Source organism: Thermosporothrix sp. COM3 (assembly GCF_059696735.1).
This window is the reverse complement of sequence record NZ_AP019376.1, coordinates 5,345,287-5,368,281: the sequence shown is the minus strand read 5'-3', so window position 1 is coordinate 5,368,281 and position 22,995 is coordinate 5,345,287. Positions and strand designations below refer to the sequence as shown.

Here is a 22,995-nt window from a genome sequence, read left to right as displayed (position 1 = left end):
TTCACGATGTCCAGAATCTCTTTTACGGAGCTGACAGTGTTTCACGTGAAACATTCTCTCTTCCTTTCATCTGATCAGACATTGAAGAGTTTCACCCGGCGTGATGAGGGTTGCAACATCTGGATCGCCGTACATGAAAGAGAGAGCGAAAAGCCCTCGGCAATGTTTCACGTGAAACATTCAATACATCACTCGGCCTCCATTGACGACGATGATCTGTCCAGTAATATAGGCGGCGGCTGAAGAGGCAAGGAATAAGGCCGCTCCTGCGATATCATCGGCTGTCCCCCACCGTTGAAGAGGAATTTGTTCGGTGATTTTTTTCCGAAACGATTGACCGGCTTTCTGTTGTGCCCATTCGTTTTCAATGAAGCCAGGAGCGATACAATTGACGCGTATATGGGGAGCGAACTCAACGGCCAGACAGCGCGTCAGAGCAATAATCGCGCCCTTGCTCATAGCGTAGAACTGGTTAGGCAAGCCGGGGTCGCCTTTCAATGCGCCATCATAGCCGATATTAATGATGCAGCCTTGCTCGGTCAGCGTATGTCTCTGTTGTAGTTCGCGGCAACAGAGCCAGGTTCCGCGGACATCGACATCCATAATCCGCTGAAAAAGGTCGAGCTCGCTCAGTCCTCGAACCTCTGCGGAATTGACGCTGACGCCAGCGTTATTGACCCAGACATCTATAGGGCCGAACGCATGTTGAGCCTGAAGCACCAGTTGACGAATGTGCTCCGGGTTGCTGAGATCAGCGTATAGCATGGTTGCTTGTCCACCGATGTGCTGAATTGCCTCAACAACGTCCCGGGCATGCTGCTCAGAATGCGCGTAGTGTACCACGACATGGGCTCCCTGTTCAGCAAAGCGCAGAGCCAGCGTTTTCCCTATACCGCGACCGGCACCGGTAATAACGACGCGTTTTCCTTCTAGCATCATCTCTCTCTTTCGTTTCACGCGAAACAAGTCTGATCCTGGCAGATAGTGCGAGCAGGATCTGCGAAAGCGTGAAAAAATATCTATCTTTTATTATAGTGGTATCCAGGCGAAAAGCCAGTCAGAGCGCTTACCGGAGTTTGCTTCTGAAGGGATACGGTTGCTGAGCATCCGAGCATGGAGAGAGAACCTGTAGATGTATAGTCTTATAGAAGAGAAAACAGCGGCAGGGGTTATCGGTGTAAGGAAACATATCGAAGGGGAAACACAAGGCATACAGGTACTGTATCTGTTCTCTATGCCTCTCTGGCTTCTTGCTGTTCAGTGATAGCATGTGTTACACTTGTAACGGTAGCATTGTCAACGGAGACAAGGGCTTATATACGAGATGCGCCCTGTAAGCGCACGCACTTGGAAGGGAGTTACTAGGTGATGACCCGCAATACTCATGTAGACTCGCCCGCCGCTTCAGCCTCAGGCGACCAGTACGCGATTCTACGTCAGCTACGCAGCCAGCTTATTGCTCATTATCGACCACTTTTGCAAGACGGCCCCGGGCCTATTCGCATTATGGCGCGTATTGTGACGGAACTGGAACAGGCATGCCGAAAACAGCATATTTCCGAAGAAGTGATCCAGGCAGAAATAGTCAACCGTACAATCGGAGATATCAATTTACGGCTGGTTACTGAGTGTGAGGGTGAACCTGGCGGTTCTGGCGATTACCGTTTGCTTGCGGATGAACTGGGGGTTGCACTCCCGGGTGAAACGCTCCCTTGTGGCTATACTGCAACTGGCGAAACCTATCTCTGGCTGCGCAACCAGATGATGGAGTGCGAGCGGCTCTTGTTAGAGCACAACTTTGACCCCCGCATTTACGATATTTATGGAACTGGAAATCCTCTCTTGCGTTCCTGGCTTGCCCGGGATATGCAAACCCTGTGGGGATTGCCTGTCTCTTATGAACAGCTTTACCTCAGTCTTGGCGCTATGGATGGGATTGATAAAGTCCTGCGCGGTCTGGCCCTGACATATCGTTCTCAAGACTCATCTGGATATGGTATCCTTTTCCCTGAGCCGGGCTTTGGTGTCCCAGAATGGCAGGCCCGCTCGTATGGTTATGAGCTCTATCGGATTCAGACGCGTGAGGAAAATCGCTTTAAGTTGTCTGCTGCTGAGCTGGACCAGGCTCTTCAGGCTCATCCTGATATCAAGCTTGTCTATCTGACCATCTCAAATAACCCGACAGCTTTTGCGTTTAACGCAGACGAACTTAATGCATTGCATGCTGTACTGCGCCGTTACCGGTCTCAAGGAAGAGATATATTAATATTGGCTGATCTGGCGTATATTGGGACCGCGCCCCCGCAGGAAGATCAGGCGCGTATGGCAACCTTTATTCCAGAGGATATCCTGCAACATACGATCTTTGTCAGCAGCCTCTCCAAGACAAACACGTTAACCGGGGAGCGTTTTGGCTGGGTCACGGCTGGAAGTAAACAGCTTGCGAATGCTATCGCGGCTTGTTGGACGAACAGCACGGCATCCCTTCCCGGTGAATGGCAGCTCCGTTATATGGCCTATTACAGGTTAATCCAGGAACGCCCCTGGCTTAACGAGAAACTGCGCAGATTCTATCGGCTACGCCGCCGTCGCTTCATCGAGCAATTAGAGACAATCAATCAGCAGCAGCGGCTCTTTGAAGCAATCTATCTCGATGATGATGCAACCGTTTACAACTGGAGTAAATTTGCTCCGGGTGAAGATGCATTTTCGTTCTTTGAAAAGACGGGCATAGCAGGCGTACCGGGATCTGGTTTCGGATATACCGATCAATATGTGCGCTTTTCAATAGGCTTCCTCCCGGTTGAACAGTCCACGATGCCTGTCACAGGTAGATCATAGTCTGAAGCGGGCCTACAGCTTACGTCGTCTACATCTTGATTCATCATGGATTAGATGATACGCTGTTACGGGTGATATGCTATGCCATATGCTCGTAGGTATCAGGCTTTTTCAGATACTGCACAGCAGGACTGTAATCAAGGTCATCTCTGCATATCTATCAGGCTGCCGCGTATTCTGTGTGTGCATTGCGGTCCTTCCTGATAAAAAGGCATACTTCTACCTGTGAAAGACCTGCTGTTCCTGTTCAAGCCCTTATCACTTAGCGCAGGCAGAGCTGAAGCGAGAAGAGCACTCCACGCGTGAGGAGAAATGAAAGTGTGTGCTTTGGTTTTCCAGGTACACTATCTTTGACCTCACTTCTTGCATGGAGATGCGATTCTGCAAGCAGACTGGCGGAAAAAGGCTGGCAAGGGAGTGGTATGTCTCTGCATGCTCTTGCCTCTACCGTCATTGGTACATTGTGTGTTGCTGCCTGTGAGGACCGGGTACCATGTGCCAGGAGTAGAACACTTGCTGTCGCTGGATCGCACCTGTGTATCCGGCGTGTAACCTGTCCAAATATATTACGCTATAAAGGAGAACAGTTGTATGGCTCTTCGTGTAGGTATCAATGGTTTTGGACGTATCGGACGCCAGTCATTCAAGGCGATGCTGGAGCGTCACCCCGAAGAAATCGAAGTTGTCGCAATTAACGACCTGACAGATACAAAGACGAATGCTCATCTGCTGCGCTATGATTCCACCTACGGGCATTTCAAAGGTGAAGTTGAGGCAGGAGAGAATTACCTGATCGTTGATGGCAAGAAAATCACCGTCACTGCCCAGAAAGATCCGGCTCAGATCCCCTGGGGTGATATGGGGGTCGATCTTGTGATTGAGTCCACCGGCCTGTTTACCGACGCGGAAAAGGCGGCTGCTCACCTGCGTGGCGGTGCAAAGAAAGTCGTTATTTCTGCACCGGCGAAAGGTGAAGATATCACAATCGTGCTTGGGGTCAATGACAACATGTACGATCCCTCGAAGCATCATATTATCTCTAATGCTTCCTGTACCACGAACTGTCTGGCCCCGGCTGCCAAAGTGTTGTTTGACAACTTTGGGATCGAGTACGGCCTGATGAATACCATCCACTCGTACACTAATGACCAGCGTATCCTTGATGTTGTGCATAAGGATCTGCGCCGTGCCCGTGCCGCTGCTTCCAATATCATTCCAACCACTACTGGTGCAGCCCGCGCTCTGGCTCTGGTTATCCCCGAGTTGAAGGGCCGCTTCGACGGTATGTCTCTGCGCGTACCAACAATGACCGTTTCCGTTGTCGACTTCGTTGCTACCACAACCAAGCCTGTTACTAAAGAGGCCGTAAACAATGCCTTCAAGGAAGCAGCCGCGGGTCCGCTGAAGGGCATTCTCGGTTACACTGATGAGCCTCTGGTTTCCAGCGACTTCCGGGGCGATTCGCGTTCCTCAATTGTTGATAGCTCGTTGACGATGGTTCTTGGTGAGAAAATGGTCAAGGTCATTGCCTGGTATGATAATGAGTGGGGCTACTCTTGCCGCGTGGCTGACCTGGCGAACTTCGTTGGTCAAAAGGGTATCTAAACCATGAATAAAAAGACGATACGCGATGTTGATGTAACCAGCAAGCGGGTTCTGGTCCGGGTAGATTTTAATGTACCACTGGATTCAGATCTGCACATTACTGATGACACGCGCATTGTCGCCGCGCTGCCCACTATCAACTACTTGCTTGATAGGGGGGCAGCCGTGGTGCTGATGTCGCATCTTGGCCGCCCGAAAGGGCAGGTTGTCGAAAGTATGCGCATGAAGCCAGTGGCGCAGCGCCTGAGTGAACTGCTCAAGCGGCCAGTGGAGACGGCTGATGATTGTGTCGGACCAGACGTCGAGGCGAAAGCAAAAGCGCTACAGCCGGGTCAGGTCCTTCTGCTCGAAAACCTTCGCTTCCATAAAGAGGAAGAGAAGAATGATCCTGCGTTCGCGAAACAGCTTGCGTCCCTCGGAGAGCTCTATGTCAATGATGCTTTCGGGACCGCCCATCGGGCCCACGCTTCGACTGAAGGAGTAACCCACTATCTGCCGGGCGTTGCGGGTTTCCTGATGGAGAAGGAAATCAACTATCTCGGCGCTGCGCTTGAAAATCCGAAGCGCCCTTTCAAGGCTATTATTGGTGGCGCGAAGGTCTCCGATAAAATCGCGGTTCTGGAGCGTCTGCTAACGCTTGCCGATGGTATTCTGATCGGTGGCGGTATGGCGAATACTTTCCTGAAAGCTCAGGGATATGAGATCGGCGACTCTCTTTTTGAGGAAAGCAAGCTCGATGTGGCGGGCTCTTTGATCCAACAGGCACGGGAGAAAGGTGTTGAATTCCTTCTGCCTGTCGATGTCGTGATCGCTGATCGCTTTGCCCCTGACGCGAATCATAAGGTGGTCTCCTTCGACGCGGTTCCTGCTGGTTGGCGCATTCTGGATATCGGACCTGAGACGGTGGATCGGTTCCGCAAGTCGCTGGCTGAGGCTCAAACGATTGTCTGGAATGGAACGCTCGGGGTGGCTGAAATGCCAGCGTTTGCCAAAGGCACAAACGCGATGTGCACTATTCTTGCTGAGCGAACTGCACAGGGCGCAACGACAATTATTGGCGGCGGAGACTCCGCGGCTGCTGTTGAGCAGGCCGGGGCGGCAGATAAGATGTCCCATGTCTCGACCGGTGGCGGCGCTTCTCTGGAATTTCTGGAAGGCCGTACCCTTCCCGGCGTGGCAGCCCTACAGGATAAATAAAAGCGAAGAGGAGAGTTCCGTATGCCTACATCTCGTACTGCCATTATTGCAGGAAACTGGAAAATGAATTATGGTCCGCAGAAGGCATCTGAATTTACGATGGAGATCATGCCTTCTCTGGGCCAGTTGATGCGCTCGTATCCGAGAATTCTGTGTCTTCTCTGTCCTCCAGCTATCTCGCTGAGCTCCGTGCGCGAGGTCGTAGATGCAATGCCTGCCCCGCGTATCGAACTGGGGGCACAGAATATGTACTACGAAGAGAAGGGCGCTTTTACCGGTGAGATCGCTCCTGCAATGGTAAAGGAACTCTGTACTAGCGTGATCCTGGGCCACTCTGAGCGCAGAACCTATTTCGGTGAAACAGATGAACTGGTAAATAAGAAAGCTCGTGCCGCTTTCGCCCACCGACTGCGACCGATTATCTGCATTGGGGAAAATCTGGAACAGTTCGAGTCGGGCTCAACACAGGAGGTAATCCGAACTCAGATACAGGGTAGCCTGGCCGGTTTTACCCCTGAGCAGGCTGCACGAGCTGTGATTGCCTATGAACCAATCTGGGCGATTGGGACCGGTAAAGCTGCAACGGCGGAGCAGGCGGGACTTGTTGTTCACTTTATTCGTGAACAATATTCCGAAATGTACGGCACAGAGGCCGGAGACGCGGTACGTATTCTCTACGGTGGCAGCGTCACTTCTGAGAATATTGCTGAGTTCATTGCCCATCCCGATATTGATGGAGCACTGGTCGGTGGCGCAAGTCTCAAACCCGACTTTGTCGAGATTGTGCGCAAGACGATAGATGTCATAAAGGGCTAGGCTCCCGGGAGGGCTGAGTTTCGCATGAGCAAGCTGCTTGTGCGAAACTTGCTTTTTTTTGGCCGGTCACAACACGAATATCCCACTGTCCGGTGAATGTGGTCGCGACCATTTCCTGTAGCGCCTGCTGATACAGGTTATCGAATCTCGTTTGACTGACTGTGCCGTTCTTCGTCAGAAATGGCTGGATAAGCTGTAAGAAGGCGGCTATGTTCTGTAACATCCCGTTATGTGCCGCTGTTCCTACCGAAAAGTTGAGGGGATAGACTGTCTGCGAAAGAATGGTGAAGCCGCTCTCCTGTAGGAGTGAGGCGATATCCAATGGCTTTCCTAGCTGGTGTGGCGTTCCGACCGGTGTACAGCGAAGCCCTTTTTTCTGCAATGTTTCGGCATAATAGGCGCTTAGCTGTTCCAGTGCAGGGCTGCTGGTGCGGCATGGGTCACATTCAATCATGCATATGAACGAGTCGTTTTGTAGTACACGATGACACTCGCTTAGCACAAATGGCCATTCTTCGTCCTGCACAAAAGATGCAAGGAAGCGCATATGAACCAGACAGAAATAGGCATCCGGAAAGTCGAGTCCCTCTCGAATATCCATCTGCACAAAGTCTATGTTATCCAGATCCTGGACCTGGGCATGTGCATAGTCTATCTGCCTTTTGTGGCTATCAATGCCAATCACATCAAAATCGGGATAGGCAAATGCCATATCCAGCGTGCAGGCTCCCCCTCCACAGGGGATATCGAGAATACGCCCGGTCGTTGGGAGCAGCATTGAGGTGTTTTCTGCCGCATGAAGTAGATAGGTGTTGATCAGCTTATTCTGGAGTGTCTGACGTGTCATTTCAACTGGATTATCTCTATCTATAATGGCTACTTTGCCATATTGTGTAATGTCGGAGGCTGTGAACATGGTCTCTCCCTCTGGATTTGCTCTTAAAAAGAGTTGTTGCTGTTCATATGACCTGTTATGTCTACATCTATTGCTATTTGTCCTTCGCTTTTCTGGTAAAATAAGCTATTCTTGTTTATATAATGTCTTATCAGAGAGAAATTGTCAAAAAATAAGAAAACAAAGTAGCAAAAATAGAAGCTTATAGAACATGTGTTAAGCTGGCAGGCAAGCATAGAAGGAGAACATGTTCATTGTTGAGTTAGCGGGCGATTCAGTTGGAGCGTCGGGTCTGTTGTCAGCTATCTGGAAATGTCGTATTATAGTCTGCAAAGGTTGTTTTTCTCATCTTTCACCAATAGATATTTCATCTACTTATTCTGTTCGTCTGAAAAGATGAAGGGATGGGCTACGCACAAGGAAGATCTGAGGAGGAGAAAGAAAGTAAGCAATGCAAACGAGTATGCCGCAGGAACTCCAACTATTGTTGCGCCATATCTATGAAGAGGGACAGCAACATGATGCTCGCACGCAGGAACGCCGTGAAAAAATGCTGTTGTTGGAACCTGAAACAGCGCAGGTACTCAGCCTGTTGATTCGGAGCAGCAAGCGTAAACGCATTCTAGAGGTCGGGACCTCGGCTGGCTATAGCACGATCTGGCTTGCCTGGGCTGCTGGAGAGCAGGGGCATATACTCAGCATTGATCGAGAGGCGCAAAAGCATATGCTGGCTGATGCCCATTTACGGCAGGCGGGGCTTCGTGAGCAGGTGACATTGCTTTGTGGCGATGCGACCGAGGTTATCAGGGATCTGGAAGGACCGTTTGATTTTGTCTTTTTTGACGCTGATCGTTTCAGCGCTCCTGCTCAACTCTCGCTACTCCTCCCACACCTTGAGCGGGATGTGATGCTCTGCGCTGATAATGTCCTTTCCCATCCCGAGGAAATCGCTGGCTATCTTCAGGCTATTGCGGCCCTGTCCGATTTTGAGCACCTTGTGCTTCCGGTTGGCAAGGGCTTGAGCATCGCCTATCGTACCTGAAATCTCTCTATTTTCATCTTTCTTATGGGCTTTGAACACTTTTTGATGGTGGAAGGGAATTCGGAATGATGAAGAGTCCTGGAACGCTTGCTCTACAGAGAGAACCGGCGTTCTTTCCTGAAATTCTGCTGGCTGATCTAGAGCGTTTACAGAATGACTTAATTGATTTTTTTGCAACAATTACCCCCAGATCCTGGGTACACCGGCCTTCAAAAGAGGGCTGGACGCTTTTTGATGCGCTGGTCCATGTCAGCACTGCTGCCGAACTCTATCTTGAAGCGCTTGAAAAGGCGTTAACCGGTGAGCCGTTGTCGGAGGGAAATGTTGAACTCCCGGTTCCTGTTCAATCTGATGTTGATGGCGCTCAGGTGACCATGCCTCAGTTATTACTCCATTCGTTTCTCAGCGCTTTGCAGCGTACGGCAGCAATTATACCGCACTTACGGGCCGAGGAATTTTTGCAGTCAGCTCCCCTGCATTTTGCTGGACGCTTTCCTGTTGTCGCTGAACTGTTGGCGTTACAGATTATTCATCCCGCGCTCCTTCATACGGCTTTATTGTCAAAGGCTATAGGGGCAAAACCGCTCTGGAACGAATATCCTTCGGACTACCTTCAACGGAATATCCTGCGCCTCTTCGCGATCATGCCGGTTGTCTATCGACGAGAACTCTTTCCCGATGTTCAAGGGGGCGTGAACTGGCATATTGGTGGCCCGGCTGGTGGGCACTGGTTCCTTCTATTTGATGAGCAGGCCCGTGTGGGGAAAGGAAGCCTTGCTCATCCGGCGCTCTCGCTCTGGTTTCCCGGTGCGCATGCATTCCTGTTGTATATCACTGCACAGATAAGCATGCGCCGCGCTCTGGCCACCGGGAAAATGATGGTCTGGGGCAATCTGCGTACGGCTGCCGGTATACGAGGGCTGCTACCGAAGCTCTGCCTGATTTGACTCTTGTCCCGGCTCAAGTTAGCAGATGAAAGGCGTACTTTGGGTAAATGCTTCCTTTCAGGCTCGGATCTTCTCGTTTGCGGTTTCTGTGGGCTCTGCTTTGATCGTTGTGATTCCCAGATAGCGAAAGGGCATTAAGACTTCTTCTGGCACGGAGGCTTCGGTTACAAGATGCGTCAACAATTTGAGCGGTCCGACAATGTAGGGCGTTGAGGAATTGAGCTTCTCTGCTGAAGCAAGTGCGACCACTTCGGCGGATCGTTCGATCATGACCTTTTTAATATAGAGCTCCTCACGCTCTGTCGTGGAGATACCTGCCTCTACGTGCAGCCCACAGATGCCAAGCAGGCAGATGTCGGCCTGATAGGAACGCAGCGCCTCTACTGTCTCTATGCCTGCTGTTGTCTGCGTTGATTTTAAGAGCGGCCCGCCCAGAAGAATCATGTCTACATTTGGATGCTCGGCAAGCTCCATCGCGATGGCCGGGCTGTTGGTAATCACTGTTGCGTGGAGCGTATAGGGGATGGAGCGAGCTACCTGTAAGGTTGTTGTTCCTCCATCCATAAGAATAACTTGTCCGTCTCGTAAAAGCTGTATGGCGGCTCGGGCTATGGCTGTTTTTCCCTGAATGGTTTGCTGTACACGCTCACTATAGCGTAAGCGGGGCGCACGCAACACGGCTCCGCCGTGAACACGTTGAATCAGCCCTGCTTCAAAAAGATCTCTTAAATCTCTTCGGATGGTATCTTCGGAAACGGAGAGAACGTCACTGAGCTCGCTGGCAAGCACGCTTCCGTCCTGATGCAGCATTTCCAGAATACGTTGCTGTCTCTCTTCTTTTAACACAGTGTTCTTACCCCGCACATACGTCTCTGATCTGCCCCTCTATGGACAGTGGTAGATCCTTTGATCCTTCCAAATGGCGCAGATGATTTCGTTGACAAATGTCGATATTTGCGTGTATTATCTTGGTTATGCATTATATTGCGTTTTAGTGCCGGGGTCAAGGAAACAGTGCTGTGCGTATGATATTGTCATCTCGTATTGCAGGCGTTCCTTGATAGGTTATTCCTGGTAGATTATGCTCAGGTATTATAGGCCGCTTTTGCTTTCTCATCCTGGAAAGAAGGTTCCATGCCCACTGGTGAAAAAACTGTCCGATCACAAGAAGTGCATACCCCGCATTTTTATCGCATTTTTGTCGCCGTCGCATTCTATACTATCTTTATGGTTGGGGTGAATGATGGTGCGCTGGGGGTGTTGCTTCCCAACATCAGCGCGCATTATCAGGCCAACAATGCAACTATCAGCCTGCTGTTTCTGTTCAGCACATTCGGGTATTTGCTTGCTTCTTTCAACAATGGATTACTGGTTGCTCGCTTTGGCAAAGAACGTGCGTTATTATTCGGTTGCCTCATTTTTTGTGCCAGCTTTCTGGCGCTCTGCCTGGCTCCACCCTGGTTTTATGTCCTGTTGCCGCTCTACCTGATGCTTGGATTTGGGATTGCGCTGCTGGACGCGGGGTTGAATACCCTTATGGCGATGCTCCCGCGAAGCACAGTCTTACTGAATTATTTTCACTTCTTTTACGGCGTTGGTGCCTGGCTCGGGCCAAACATCGCCACCGGCGTGCTTGCCCTTCGCTTTGGCTGGAACTCCGCGTACGCTCTCTGGCTGATTCTCGGGCTGATCGCTCTGTTCGGTATGGGCTGGACCTTCCGTAAACAGAGAATCGCGGGCGGGAATCAGGAACAGAGCGAGCGTGGGAGTGGACGCGGGCTGCTCAAGGCCACACTGAGTATGAAGAGTGTCTGGCTGGCGGCTGGTTTCCTGTTATTCTATGTCGGTACCGAGGTTACGCTTGGTTCCTGGGGGTATAGCTTTTTAACGAAAGAGCGACATGGGGATCCCGTTCTGATGGGTCCGGTTGTTAGTGGCTACTGGCTCGGTCTTGCGATTGGACGGCTGATACTGGGGAAGCTGACCGAATATACTGGACCAAAGAATATGGTGATATATTGCCTTGCTGGAACGATCCTCGGGTTGCTGATCCTCTGGCTGGTTCCGGTGCAGACGATCGCCATCTTTGGCTTCTTTCTGACTGGATTCAGTCTGGCTCCGATGTTCCCGATCGTGATTGCCATCATGCCGAAGTTTGCTCCACACCAGCTTTTACCGAGCGCAGTGGGCTTCTTGACCAGCCTGGGAAGTATGGGGGCGGCGCTCTTCCCCTGGTTGGTCGGTACGATTTCACAGTACTTTGGTCTCTGGATATTGATGCCCTTTACGGTCGTTACCTCTCTGCTGATGTTCCTGTTCTGGCTGTTGCTTCACGCGGCTCCTGTGGCTCAGGAAGAGCAGGCATAACCGCGTGAAACTCTCCGGTGTTTCACGTGAAACATACTTTTCGATCACGCATGCAATGGAGACGTCTGGCGCGTAATGGTGAAATGTTTCACGTGAAACACTCTTCCCTTCTGGCTCAATGCTGAAAAAGGTGGGCAAGCAGGCGAACCCGTGTTTCTTTTCCCCAGAGAGCAAGCATATGTTCGTAAAGCGTGTAGCATTCGCTGAAAGCAAGCTCGCTATTAATGTGTTGCGCTGCTCTGGCGGCCGCTTCCAGATAAATACAGCTTTGAATCATGTTGCCAAGCATGATAGAGGTATAGGCCCGGTGGCGTAGAAATTCCGCTCGCACTCGCGGTGCAGGCGCGGGCTGGATGCCGTCAATTTGTTCAAAGGCTTTCCAGGCAAGGCGGGGCTTGCCAAGACGCAACAGAACCAATCCCTGATAGAGAAACAGGATCGTGCGGTCACAGCGGGTAAAAGGGTAGCCGGGGTCCATCTCTGGGGTCTCTGGAAAGACGGTGACTGCCAGTTGCAGGAATTGCATAGCTTCCTTTTCACGGCCCATCGCTGCCTGAATTTCGGCCAGACCGGCAAAAATACGACTATGAAGCAGGGGTGAAATAGCGTCTCTGGTGATATTGATCAGCCGGAGCGCATCATTATAGGCGACAAGGGCAGAACCGATCCGTTTGCGCGTGGTAAAGATGGTGGCGAGATGTATTTGCGAGGCAATATAGAGATTCCAGTCTCTGGCAATCTGGCTGTACACCAGCGCCTGGGTGCCGTGAGCCTGAGCCGAAACAAAGTCGCCGTGTTGCAGTTGAAGCAAGGCAAGGAGTTGATAGAGCTGTGCTGTCAGTGTGGCTGCTCGCTGCTGTTCCGGTCCGGGGTACAGGGTGATTTCGCCCAGTTGCAGAAGATAGCCCGGAAGTACGCGCTCAAGATCCGCTTGCCCGCCTTCCTGATAGGTTTGCCAGCTTGTCGCGATCGTGGCGGAGCAGTGTTCCAGCTTTTGGCGAATCGCTTCCAGTTTGTAGCCCTGCTGTTTTTCGATTCGGGCCTGACTCTTTCGGGCCTGTAATGTGCCTGAAAACCCGAGCTCTTCAGGGGTCATCTCAAAGACGCTGCATAGTGCGCGTAAAGAAGCGTGACGCGGTACCTGACGGCCTGCTTCCCATCGTGTATAGGTATTGGGACTGACCCCTACTTTGTGACTGACAAATTCAACTGTCCAGCTCTTTTTGATTCGCGCCATTCGTAACAGGCGGTTTGGTTGTTCCATAGCATCTCAACCTCGCGTTTTATGCACTAACCACCATTTATAAAGCCTTTTCTTTCTCGCGTCAAGTAAAAAGATATTAAAATATCAGAAACAAAGAAAGTCTTCTGCTCTCTATTGACCATAGCAGGTCCTTGCCTGTTTTTCGCGTTGCTGACCGCTGCTGGCCTTTCTGAGCCCTTGCTGTTGCGAGGTGGGGGAGGAAATCCAGAGGAAAATTTTCTGTTTGCCAGAAAAAGGCCAAAAAAACTATTGACTAAACAATGCAATTAGTATATACTACCAACTGTCAACGAGAGGCGACATTCCTCGATAGCTCAACGGTAGAGCAACCGGCTGTTAACCGGTGGGTTGTAGGTTCGAATCCTACTCGGGGAGCCGAGGGTCACGAAAGTGACCCTCCTTTTTTTTGTCTTTCTCGTGCTCTGTCATTGGGGGGAAATGCGCTCCCGTTTGCGCTTCACGATTTGAATAGCTATACTGTAAAGGGCACAAGAAAAAGGTGACTGCATGTTTTAATAAGGATGGTGATTCGTTTGGTCAACAGCACTCGTATCAACTATCGTCAGATGTTTCTTCATCTTCTGGAATCGCTGCCGCTGGCAGCCTTTGTTGTTGATCGATCACTGTCGATTCGATATGCCAATCAACCTGCCCTACACTTTTGCTCGCTGACTCGCTTGCCCGAGCGAGCCTGCCTTTCCTCGCTTTTGAAAGAACCTGCCGTGCTTGATCTTGTGCAGGAAGGAATCGAAAAATCGGCTCCTGTACGTGAGCTGCTTGAACCTCAGGGAGAGAATATTTCCTGGAAAGTAGCTGTTACTCCAATGGTGCATGCGGCAGGCGTCCCTTCAGAGAAGACCCCCTATCAGTTTTTCCTGTTAACCATTGAAGATATCAGTGAAGTTCGGCGTCTCGAGCGAGCGCAGCGTGATTTCCTGACCAACATCTCTCATGAACTGCGCACGCCTCTAACCTCCGTTCGCCTGCTGACGGAGACGCTTGAAGATGTCATCGATACAGATCCGGAGCGGGCACAGGAGTTTGTTGAAAAAATCGAGACCGAGATCCATTACCTTTCCAGTCTGGTCGCTGAGATTTTAGAGCTTTCCCGGCTGGAATCGGGACAGGTTCCGATGATGATAGAACCGCTGGAGGCCGAACAGCTTGTTCGTGAAGTAATGGCCCGTATGCTCCCCCTGGCACAGCGCCATCGGGTACGCTTGCTGACTGAGATTACAGACGGCCACACGCTGGTTGCCGCTGATAGCAAGTTGATTACGCGCGTCCTGTTCAACCTTGTACACAATGCGATCAAGTTTACGCCCTCTGGCGGCAAGATTGTACTTGGCACGCACCCGCTTGCGGAGCAGCATATGCAGCGTTTCTTTGTGCGCGATACCGGTGTTGGTATCCGTGAAGAGGAGCTGCCACGCGTGTTTGAGCGCTTCTATAAAGCGGACCGTGCGCGTTCTAAAGCGAATTATATGGGGCCTGGCGGTGGCGGAACCGGGCTGGGTCTGGCGATTGCCCGCCAGGTTGTTGAGGCTCACGGCGGACGGATTTTTGCCGAAAGTAAGGTTGAGAAAGGAAGCACCTTTAGCTTCACCCTTCCTGTGGTGCATGATGCGGGAAGCAATGCCCTGAAATAATGTAGTGAATACGTGCTTGTCTCTCTCCTTTGTAAGGAAAATAAAGCGATCTCTGCCTTTTTCTCGTATATTTAATTATGAGTATTGTTCTTCCCGTGCAATGTACTTGAGGCGCAGGAGGTCGCGCTATGGAGCCCGAACCAGGGAGCCGCTTACATTACGCAAGCAAACAACAGCTTCTTCATGTACTGGAAGTACTGCTTGCACGTCATCCTGAATTGCAAGCTGAAGTGGCTGCAACTCTGCATTCCCTGGATGCTCAACCGCAGGAAGAGGATGCCTGGGAAGCGGAAAGAACGCTTGATGCCTGGGATGATGATGAGGTTATTATTATCCCTTCCCAGAAACACCCTTCATTGCCACCAATGGATTTAGGCGCTTATCGACAACGTATTGACAATTATCCCGTTCGCCTGGAACAGAAAGAATCGTTGAAAGTGCTTCGTGCTGACCTGGTAGAATTGCTGCATGAGGCAGAGCTGCGTACGGTGCATTACGATTATTATAATGCATTGGGACTTTATGCTTTGATCCTGGATGCACGGTTGTCTTCTCGTAATACCCAGATTGACCGTCTGTTCGATGAGGTCATTGATGAATTTATTCCGTCTCTGGCGGCATTGCTCAGTGAAGCCAGCAATTCGGTTGGGTACGACACGTCTTTTCGCCCTTTGCTCTCAGATGAGGAGCGAACTGGCTGGCTGAAGCGCCTCTTTGCTTTCTGGCTGAAACGCCTGGAGCAGCGGCGGGGAGATGATGAGCTGGTTGAAATCATGTACGATATGGCCTGGAATTCGGATGCCGATTTGCTGCGTCAGCTTGCGGAGGAGGAGCTATCACGACTGAAGGATGAGGGACCATCGAATATTGTTGACTTCTCTCGGCAGTATCGCACTCGCCTGATTGAACGGTTTCTACACGGAATTCCCTTTTCCTGAACGATTGAGAAATGCTGTAATTTTAAGCATTTCTTTATGTCGAATAGGTTGAAACTTGCCTCTCGCTTATGGTAACATCCTTACTATAAAATGTGTCTTTTAGAGATTGGTTGATACTCAGTGATACAGCCGCTGGAGAGGAAGAAACCTTCTTTCTCTCCATCTGGCCGTTTTCTTCTCTTGTGTATTTGCCTGTAAATTGGGTACAATTGGTGGGTAGATGGGTTGTAGAGAAAGAGGATACTAGCATGAGCAATAAACTGGTAATGGTTATAGATGACTCCGCAACGGTGCGCAAGATCATTGAGACATGTCTGGGCCGCGCTGGCTTTCAGGTGTGCAGCTTCAATGATGGTGTCGATGCAATGCGCTGGCTAACAACCAATTCGGATGCACAGGTTCCTGATCTTGTTCTGCTGGATATAGGTCTCCCGAAAGTAGATGGATATGAGGTTGCTCGTCGCCTGAAAAATAAACCTCAGTTTGCCAATACTGTCATTGTGATGCTCTCACGCCGTGATGGTGTCATCGATCGCTTGAAAGGCCGCCTTGCCGGGGCTAAGGATTATATTACCAAGCCCTTTAAAACGCAAGAAGTGGTTGCTATTGTTGAGTCGCATCTAGGTTCCCCTATTTCTAAATAGTGACAGGTTTCTTGTATGGAGAGTGATTCCGGGATTGGTCCCGTTCGTTTTTATGCTCACTCCCTTGAGCACATCAGTGATGAGGAGTTCTGGCAACTGGCGTCTGAGGCCGCGCAGAGTTCTCCTACTGCTGTCCCCTCGGCTGCTCAGCAGTACCTGTTGTGCACGCTTCGGCGTGGCCCCTGTATCCTTCCACAACAGCCTGTGCGCGAGGTCATTTTTCCCCTACCTGCCTGCGCGCAACTCCCTTTTTCTCCTCCCTGGTTGCTCGGGTTGATAAGCTGGCATGGCGAAACGATCCCGGTTGTAGACCTGAATATGTATCTCTGGCGCGCACCTGCATCTGGCGATGCGCGTGATGGTTCCCTTCTGGTTGTGCAGAAGGATCAGCTTTCGGTTGGCTTCCTGGTCTCTACAGTTGTTGCGCTGACGCTGGATGCTCAGCAGATTCTTCCTGCTGGCGCCGATACGCCTTTCAACCATCTTCCGCCCACAGCCCTCAAGATGGTGCGGGGCGTTGAAACACTCCTGGAAGAGCAGACCCTGTTGCTGGATATAGGTGCTCTTCTCCCCGAGATTGTGCAGCAACTGAGCGGAGGAATGAGAGATGTTGAGGCCTTGTAAGAAGATGCTGCCCCGAACGATTGTATTTCTCGCTACACCTGGTTGAGCGATAGAGCGCAGGAGGAAGATGGCATTTTCCTGCATTGTGCAGGAATCTGCCAGGATCACCATGTATGAGGATTTTGAAAGATGGCAGGAGGACGAGCCAGACTCTGATTATCCCCATGAGGAGACCCTGACCGAGGATGATCTGGCCGTCCTGAGAGCGTTTGAGGAGATGGATGATTCACGGCTTCCCTCCTCTGCAACTGGAGCGAACGAGATCTCGTCACCTGCTGAGGGGGAAAATGACGACGACATCCTGACTATTTTTGTCTCGGAGGTTGTGGAAGACCTGGCGAAGGTACAGCATGCTCTCACACACCTTTTGGCCCACCCTGCCGATCTGTCGGGCTGGAACGCTATCAAGCGAGCTGCACATAAGATTCGTGGCACATCTGGCGCAGTTGGCTTTACCCACCTCTCCGCCATTGGAGATCAGACTGAGCTTCTGGCAGAACGGGTATTGAAGGGGGAAATCGTCGGGGCCGAGGCCCTCGGTGTGCTCGATACCGCTGCTGGAGCGCTTGCCCGGACTGTTGAGGAGATTATGGATGCCGGGCAGGAACCCGAAGCACCGTTGCACAAGTTGCTTGCTCGCCTGGAAGAACTGAACATCAGGGGAGAACCAGCACCTGAAGCAGCGCATTCTTCGGAAGCTCGGAGCGACATGACGCAGCTTCCACAGCCCGAGAAAAGATTCTGGGACGAACGACTTGGTCAATTGATTGCGCAGGCTGATCGCGTTGTTGACTTGCATTCAGCTCTGGAAAACGCGCAATTACAGGTACAGTCTGCTCTACAGGACTTACAGGCTGCTCGCACGCGTCTGCGCCGACTTGAGCCTTCGCTTTCGACCCTGCTGTTTAACGAGATCCCGCTTCATCCTGCACAGGAACTCTCGGCCTCCTCATCGTTGATTAACCGCATCTTACAAATGAAACAGATGCGGCAGAACAGAGCGCCCGAGACTACTGAGAGCAAACAACAGGTTCCACTGGAGAAGCTTGAAACCTGGGATACGCTGGACATTGAGCGCTATACCGATAAAGATCTGCTCTTTCGGTCGCTGTCTGAAGCAATCATGGATGTCTCGGTTGCGACCGCACGAGTACAGACGGCCTATGCTCGACTACAGCAAATTCTACAGGAGTATATGCAGCAATCGGAGCAGGCACAGCAGAGCGTCCACCAGCTTCGGTTGACCCCGCTACGCGTACTCTTTGATCGACTGGCTACGATTGTTGGACTCTACCCGGTGCTTCAGAATCGCGTGCACCTGGATCTACAGGGGGAGACGCTAGAAGTTGATTATGAGATTCTGATGGCCCTGTTTGAGCCGTTGGTTCACCTGATGCATACCTGCCTTGCTGGCGTGCTGGAAGATGATCTCACCGTTTCCGAAAAGGAGCATTCAATCCGCTTGCATGCTTCAACACATAACGGTGAGATCAGGCTGGAAATTGGGTTTTCTATGAGTGTTCATGGGGGGGCGCTGGAACACGTTCAACCCGCTATCCAGAGTCTGCACGGCTCAATCACCCTGTCGCGTAATGATATTGGTGGCATCAGCTTTCAGGTGCGCGTCCCTGTTTTGCGTGGGAAGCAGCGCTGTTTGCTGCTACGAGCCGGAGATCAACATATGGTGGTCTCGCTTGCGCAGATACAGCGTGTTTCTGATGGCAAGGGCGAAGCGCTGGACCGCACCTATTATTTGAATGATCTGCTAGCCCTTCCTGCCGCCACAGAAGCGGAAAAGCGTGTGCCTACAGTGCTGATATTAGAGCAGGTTGGCGGCTCACATATGCGCGTTGGCGTGGAGGTTGATGAGGTTGTTGGAATACTGCATGTGATGATGAAGCGTTTACCTCCCTATCTTCAGCGCCCGGGTATCAGCGCAACCGCAGAAGACGGCAAGGGGAGCGTCTTGCTACACCTGGATCTCTCAAAGCTGATTGCGTCCTCTGTTTCTATGCGGCGCAATGGAGGGGAACCACATGCATCGGTCAGGCAACCGTTACGCCAGCCGACTGTGCTGATTGCGGACGATTCGGTGTCGCAACGCCAGACCTTTCTACAGGCACTGAAACGGGAGGGTTTTGTTGTGCTGGAAGCCAGTGACGGGCTAGAAGCGCTCCAGCAGTTGCTTGAGCATATTCCCGATGTCTTTTTGCTGGATATCGAGATGCCCAATCTAAATGGGTATGATGTGCTGAACACGATGCAACTGTATCCCGAACTGGCCGAGGTCAAGATAGTGATGCTGACCTCGCGCTCTTCAGAGAAACATAAGAAGCGGGCGCGAGAGCTAGGGGCTCATGCCTACCTGACAAAACCGGTCGCTCTGGATGATCTGCTTACAACGGTTCGGCGCTATCTCTCATTGCCAGTCTAATAGAGCGCTAGAGGCCATGTTGTCGCAAAAGCGCTTTGAGCATATCTGCTGATAGTGGTCCCTCGTGCACCTGCTTGATAATGCCATTGCGATCGAGAAGGAACGTTGTCGGTATGCCTCGAATGTTGTAGCGTTGCCAGACACTGGCATCCTGGTCTTTTACGATTGGGAAGGTAAGATGCCGCTTTTCAAGAAATTGGCTGGCGTCATCTTCGCGAGCTTCGACACCAAGCAACACAATATCGTTTCTGTGTTCTTTGAGTTCATAATATGCCTGTTGAAGATCTGGCATTTCGATCAGACAACTGGCACAGCTCATGCTCCAGAAATTGAGTATGACGGTTTTTCCACGAAGATCGCTCAAGCTGATATTCTTGCCTGTATAAGCAGGCAGGGTAAAATTAGGCGCGGCATTTCCCGGCTCCGAGCCAACGATAGTATCTCCCTGCCTGCTCTCTGTTGTGGGAAGGAGTCCGGTTTTCTGTGCTGGTTGAAGTAGCCCAATGATAATCAGGATGATGGTTCCTACGGCAATCAGGGCAGCGCTCAGGCGCATAATGGTTTTTGCTTGCATGGGATTCCCCTTTTATACCCCTACATAGCGCGCTCGGGGCCGAATGATCTGCTTCGTTTGATATTGTTCAAGCGCGTGCCCGATCCAACCAACTGTGCGACCGAGTGCAAAGAGCGTCAGAGCGCTCCCTTCGGGCAGGCCCAGCACATGTGCTAACGCAACAAGTCCCAGATCCAGACTCGGGCGTTTCCCTGTCAGTGCATAGACGGCCTCAATAGTCGCGTGGATCAGCCGCATCGCCGAGTGATGCTGATAGTCCTGTTCAAGCTGATGCAGCAGAATCGCCCCTCGGGGATCACCGTTGGCATAGAGCCGATGGCCGAAACCGGGAATACATTCACCCCGTTTCAGACGCGAGGCGACAACCTGGCGGGCCAGTGGCTCTGTCCCGATCTCACGTAGCAAGCTTTCAACCAGCATAATACTCCCTCCATGCTTGAAGCCCTGCAAGGCTGCCAATCCAGCCGTAACCACAAGGTAGGGTTGAGCATCTGCTGAAGCCACAACACGCGCTGTAAATGACGAGGCGTTGAGCTCGTGATCCGCACTGGCAATAAGTGCAGCATTGAAGAGTTGCTGCGTGGCCGGAGCATCGGGACGCCAGTTTTCCTGAAGATGGGCGGCAAGGGAGCCGGTGATCTGGCTGTTATCGGTGGCAACGGCAACCAGCAGCTTCAAGATGCGCGCTCCTGTACGCATCAGATTGAGCGATTGGGTATCGAGATCATACGAGGCGAGATCATCCTTCATTGCCAGTGCCAGCGCGATTTGCAATCTTTGCAGTGGAGCCAGCTCTTCGCCCATTCGTTTGATGGTATCAAGGTAGTGTTGCAGGGGGAGCGCTGTCTGTGTGGTAAAGATCTCAGTCTCATTGGCACTTTCTCCGCTCCAGAGCAGTGCCGCGACCTGTTCAATACTGCATTCGGCGGCCAGCTTTGCGACATCCTGTCCTCGATAATACAGCCCGGTCTCTGTAATCTGGGTCAATGCCGACTCCAATACAGGCGTGCCCCAGTGAATGGCTCCGTTCGTCAGAGGAATCGGGTCTTTGCGATACGATTTGCGATCAAGCAAGCGCTGTACGTCCTCAGCGAGATAGAGCTTGCTCTTCTGTACCTGCTTTTTGAGCCAGTCTTCGCTATGCCCTTCACGTGCGGCCAGCACGCGAAAATAGCCAATACGTTCCGATTCTGGAACCGGGCGCAATTTTCCTCGGCTCACATATGCATAGACTGTTTCGAGGCTAACACCCAGCGTGCTGGCAACCTCTCGTGCCGTCAAATAATGCCGTCCTTCTACCATCGTTTCCTGTCCCTTCTTCCGCAATGTCAGAACTTCTACAAAGAAAATAGCATAGATCGAGGTTGGCGTCACTAGAGCGCTTCCTGATAAACCATCTTACGTTGACTGTATTATCAACCTTGACAGGGTTGATGTCAATTCACTACAGTAAAGGTAATGGATAGTGTTGATGTGGCTGGCAGGGGAGATGAAAAAAAGACAATGATGTTGTGATAAAGGAGATCAGCGTTGATGCGAACTATTCCTGATCCGGAGCAACCGGAGTACTTTCTTGAGAGTTTTCCGCGTGATGCCTTCCCTGCCTATGTCTGGACTGAACGCCCGGCAACTTTGCCTGCCGACGTCTGGATGACTGAGACGACGCACCGTGATGGGCAGCAGGGTGGTCTTCCTTTGACTACCGAACAGAGCCTGCGCATTTACGATATTATGTGCCGTTTTTCCGGGGCATCAAAAGCGATTCGCCAGGCTGAGTTTTTTGTCTATCGTCCTTCTGATCGTAAGGCATTGGAAGGTGCTCTAGAGCGGTATCGTGCGGGAGCACCCATCGAACCAACTACCTGGATTCGTGCGACTGCCAGAGATGTCGCGTTGATTCAGAGTCTCGGCATTCGTGAAACCGGAATGCTGGCCTCCTCTTCTGATTATCATACGTTCCATAAGTTCAAGCCCGGTGGACGCAATCAGGCAGCACAGACGTATCTGGAAGCAGTCCGGCTGACGCTTGAGGCCGGTATCCGCCCGCGCCTCCATCTGGAAGACGCAACCCGAGCTCCGATGGACTTCATCAAGCCCTTTATCGAGGCAGTACAGGAACTGGCGGCTCCTTATGGAAATGAGCTACGCCCGAAGATTCGCGTCTGCGATACGATGGGTCTGGGTCTTCCCTATGAAGATGTGGCGCTGCCTCGAAGTGTACCCCGGCTTATTAAGGAAATTCGCACGCTTGGCATACAATCTGAAGATCTGGAATTCCATCCGCATAATGATACCTGGCTGATTGTGGCGAACTGTCTGGCCGCTATTCGAGCCGGTTGTTCTGTGATTAATGGCACCCTGCTTGGTAAGGGCGAGCGTACTGGCAATGCGCCACTGGAAGGCGTGCTGTTACATGTGCTTGGCATGGGCTATTTTCAGGAGCAGCGGCCCGATTTTACGGTCTTGAATGAGCTGACTGAACTCTACGCCGAAATGGGCGAACCGATTCCGCCCAAGTATCCGCTGTATGGAAAAGATGCGCATCGGACCCGCGCTGGCGTCCATGCCGATGGCCTGAATAAGTTCTGGTGGATGTATGCCCCCTTTAATGTCCCTCAGTTACTTGGGCGCCCGCTGGAAGTATCTCTAACAAAAGAGAGCGGACTTGCTGGCTTGATCTTTGTGATTCGGCAACATATGGGCCTTGAACTCGCAAAAGATGATCCCCGCTTGCTTGCTATTCACAACTGGCTGATTGGCGAATTCGACAACGGACGACAGACAAGTGTGGAGTGGGAAGAGCTACACCCAATCGTGGAACAGCATCTCGGCAATGTGCCCGCTTGATTGTATATCCTTTATCTCAATGCGGAAGCCGGACATCCGAAGATGTCCGGCTTTTCTCTTTTCTCGAATCCGAATGTTTCACGTGAAACACTGAACTCAGCAGTGAAGCCAATGGTATTACCCATGATTCTACGCTTTAATATGTGTAGCACTCAGATAAATATATTCTTCATGGGTGTAATAATTCCTGTTAAATAGATAATTCCCCTGATTTCCCCCGCCTCTCAACCCACAACTAGCATTTCTCAAGCCTTTATTTGTGGGAGTGAGGGTTCTCTTTCTGTAAATACTACTTACGATAGAAGTAGCCA

19 protein-coding genes and 1 tRNA gene are annotated in these 22,995 nt (G+C 51.4%); 14 read left to right on the top strand and 6 right to left on the bottom strand.

All coding sequences use genetic code 11. The annotated features are described in order from the left end of the window. Window positions 1-180: 180 nt before the first annotated feature. Entirely contained in the window at window positions 181-939 is a 759-nt protein-coding gene (locus KTH_RS22795; RefSeq protein ID WP_111325525.1) for an SDR family NAD(P)-dependent oxidoreductase, read from the bottom strand. Between the two features lie 429 nt (window positions 940-1,368). Here KTH_RS22795 and KTH_RS22790 point away from each other — a divergent pair, with 429 nt between their 5' ends. The 4 genes from KTH_RS22790 to tpiA all read left to right on the top strand — a co-directional run bounded on the left by KTH_RS22790 (window position 1,369) and on the right by tpiA (window position 6,459). Beyond that, window positions 1,369-2,841 carry a pyridoxal phosphate-dependent aminotransferase gene (locus tag KTH_RS22790; protein ID WP_111325526.1) on the top strand — a complete coding sequence of 491 codons (1,473 nt, stop codon included), beginning with the start codon at window positions 1,369-1,371 and terminating at the stop codon, window positions 2,839-2,841. Between the two features lie 591 nt (window positions 2,842-3,432). Next, on the top strand, window positions 3,433-4,446 hold the full coding sequence (gene gap, locus KTH_RS22785) for a type I glyceraldehyde-3-phosphate dehydrogenase (protein ID WP_111325527.1): 1,014 nt from the start codon (window positions 3,433-3,435) through the stop codon (window positions 4,444-4,446). A gap of 3 nt (window positions 4,447-4,449) precedes the next feature. Next, on the top strand, window positions 4,450-5,643 hold the full coding sequence (locus tag KTH_RS22780) for a phosphoglycerate kinase (protein ID WP_111325528.1): 1,194 nt from the start codon (window positions 4,450-4,452) through the stop codon (window positions 5,641-5,643). Window positions 5,644-5,664: 21 nt separating this feature from the next. Next, the gene (tpiA, locus tag KTH_RS22775) at window positions 5,665-6,459 is read left to right on the top strand and encodes a triose-phosphate isomerase (RefSeq protein WP_111325529.1); all 795 of its coding nucleotides are present in this window, start codon (window positions 5,665-5,667) and stop codon (window positions 6,457-6,459) included. Here tpiA and KTH_RS22770 read toward each other — a convergent pair. After that, window positions 6,446-7,375, bottom strand: a complete 930-nt coding sequence (locus KTH_RS22770; RefSeq protein WP_111325530.1) for a class I SAM-dependent methyltransferase — start codon at window positions 7,373-7,375, stop codon at window positions 6,446-6,448. The genes tpiA and KTH_RS22770 overlap by 14 nt on opposite strands. 430 nt (window positions 7,376-7,805) lie before the next feature. Between KTH_RS22770 and KTH_RS22765 the strand changes: the two genes are divergently transcribed. Both KTH_RS22765 and KTH_RS22760 read left to right on the top strand, forming a co-directional pair. Then, window positions 7,806-8,396 carry an O-methyltransferase gene (locus KTH_RS22765; RefSeq protein WP_246046337.1) on the top strand — a complete coding sequence of 197 codons (591 nt, stop codon included), beginning with the start codon at window positions 7,806-7,808 and terminating at the stop codon, window positions 8,394-8,396. 65 nt (window positions 8,397-8,461) lie between these two features. Then, window positions 8,462-9,343 carry a DinB family protein gene (locus KTH_RS22760; protein WP_111325531.1) on the top strand — a complete coding sequence of 294 codons (882 nt, stop codon included), beginning with the start codon at window positions 8,462-8,464 and terminating at the stop codon, window positions 9,341-9,343. A gap of 57 nt (window positions 9,344-9,400) precedes the next feature. Here KTH_RS22760 and KTH_RS22755 read toward each other — a convergent pair whose 3' ends face one another. Continuing rightward, a complete protein-coding gene (locus KTH_RS22755) occupies window positions 9,401-10,189 on the bottom strand; it encodes a DeoR/GlpR family DNA-binding transcription regulator (protein ID WP_111325532.1) in 789 nt (262 codons plus the stop codon). Window positions 10,190-10,513: 324 nt separating this feature from the next. Here KTH_RS22755 and KTH_RS22750 point away from each other — a divergent pair, with 324 nt between their 5' ends. Then, window positions 10,514-11,710, top strand: coding sequence for an MFS transporter (locus KTH_RS22750; protein WP_211326347.1), 1,197 nt, complete (start codon window positions 10,514-10,516; stop codon window positions 11,708-11,710). A 115-nt stretch (window positions 11,711-11,825) separates the two neighbouring features. Here KTH_RS22750 and KTH_RS22745 read toward each other — a convergent pair whose 3' ends face one another. After that, a complete protein-coding gene (locus KTH_RS22745; RefSeq protein ID WP_111325534.1) occupies window positions 11,826-12,974 on the bottom strand; it encodes a helix-turn-helix domain-containing protein in 1,149 nt (382 codons plus the stop codon). Between the two features lie 303 nt (window positions 12,975-13,277). Between KTH_RS22745 and KTH_RS22740 the strand changes: the two genes are divergently transcribed. The 6 genes from KTH_RS22740 (at window position 13,278) to KTH_RS22715 (ending at window position 19,263) form a co-directional block, all read left to right on the top strand. Then, window positions 13,278-13,349: transfer RNA gene (locus tag KTH_RS22740), tRNA-Asn, on the top strand. 146 nt (window positions 13,350-13,495) lie between these two features. Beyond that, entirely contained in the window at window positions 13,496-14,623 is a 1,128-nt protein-coding gene (locus tag KTH_RS22735; RefSeq protein WP_111325535.1) for an ATP-binding protein, read from the top strand. Between the two features lie 128 nt (window positions 14,624-14,751). Further along, window positions 14,752-15,561, top strand: coding sequence for a hypothetical protein (locus tag KTH_RS22730; RefSeq protein WP_111325536.1), 810 nt, complete (start codon window positions 14,752-14,754; stop codon window positions 15,559-15,561). A 248-nt stretch (window positions 15,562-15,809) separates the two neighbouring features. After that, window positions 15,810-16,205, top strand: coding sequence for a response regulator (locus KTH_RS22725; protein WP_111325537.1), 396 nt, complete (start codon window positions 15,810-15,812; stop codon window positions 16,203-16,205). Window positions 16,206-16,220: 15 nt separating this feature from the next. Continuing rightward, window positions 16,221-16,829: a chemotaxis protein CheW gene (locus KTH_RS22720; protein WP_111325538.1), complete on the top strand. Its 609-nt coding sequence runs from the start codon at window positions 16,221-16,223 to the stop codon at window positions 16,827-16,829. Window positions 16,830-16,896: 67 nt separating this feature from the next. After that, complete coding sequence (locus KTH_RS22715; protein WP_497621199.1) at window positions 16,897-19,263, top strand: ATP-binding response regulator; 2,367 nt, start codon at window positions 16,897-16,899, stop codon at window positions 19,261-19,263. A 7-nt stretch (window positions 19,264-19,270) separates the two neighbouring features. Here KTH_RS22715 and KTH_RS22710 read toward each other — a convergent pair whose 3' ends face one another. Then, on the bottom strand, window positions 19,271-19,837 hold the full coding sequence (locus tag KTH_RS22710; protein WP_497621197.1) for a peroxiredoxin family protein: 567 nt from the start codon (window positions 19,835-19,837) through the stop codon (window positions 19,271-19,273). A gap of 12 nt (window positions 19,838-19,849) precedes the next feature. After that, window positions 19,850-21,211, bottom strand: coding sequence for a citrate/2-methylcitrate synthase (locus KTH_RS22705; RefSeq protein WP_497621195.1), 1,362 nt, complete (start codon window positions 21,209-21,211; stop codon window positions 19,850-19,852). Window positions 21,212-21,370: 159 nt separating this feature from the next. Here KTH_RS22705 and KTH_RS22700 point away from each other — a divergent pair, with 159 nt between their 5' ends. Continuing rightward, on the top strand, window positions 21,371-22,684 hold the full coding sequence (locus KTH_RS22700) for a hydroxymethylglutaryl-CoA lyase-like TIM-barrel protein (RefSeq protein ID WP_497621193.1): 1,314 nt from the start codon (window positions 21,371-21,373) through the stop codon (window positions 22,682-22,684). The last annotated feature ends 311 nt before the right edge of the window (window positions 22,685-22,995 follow it).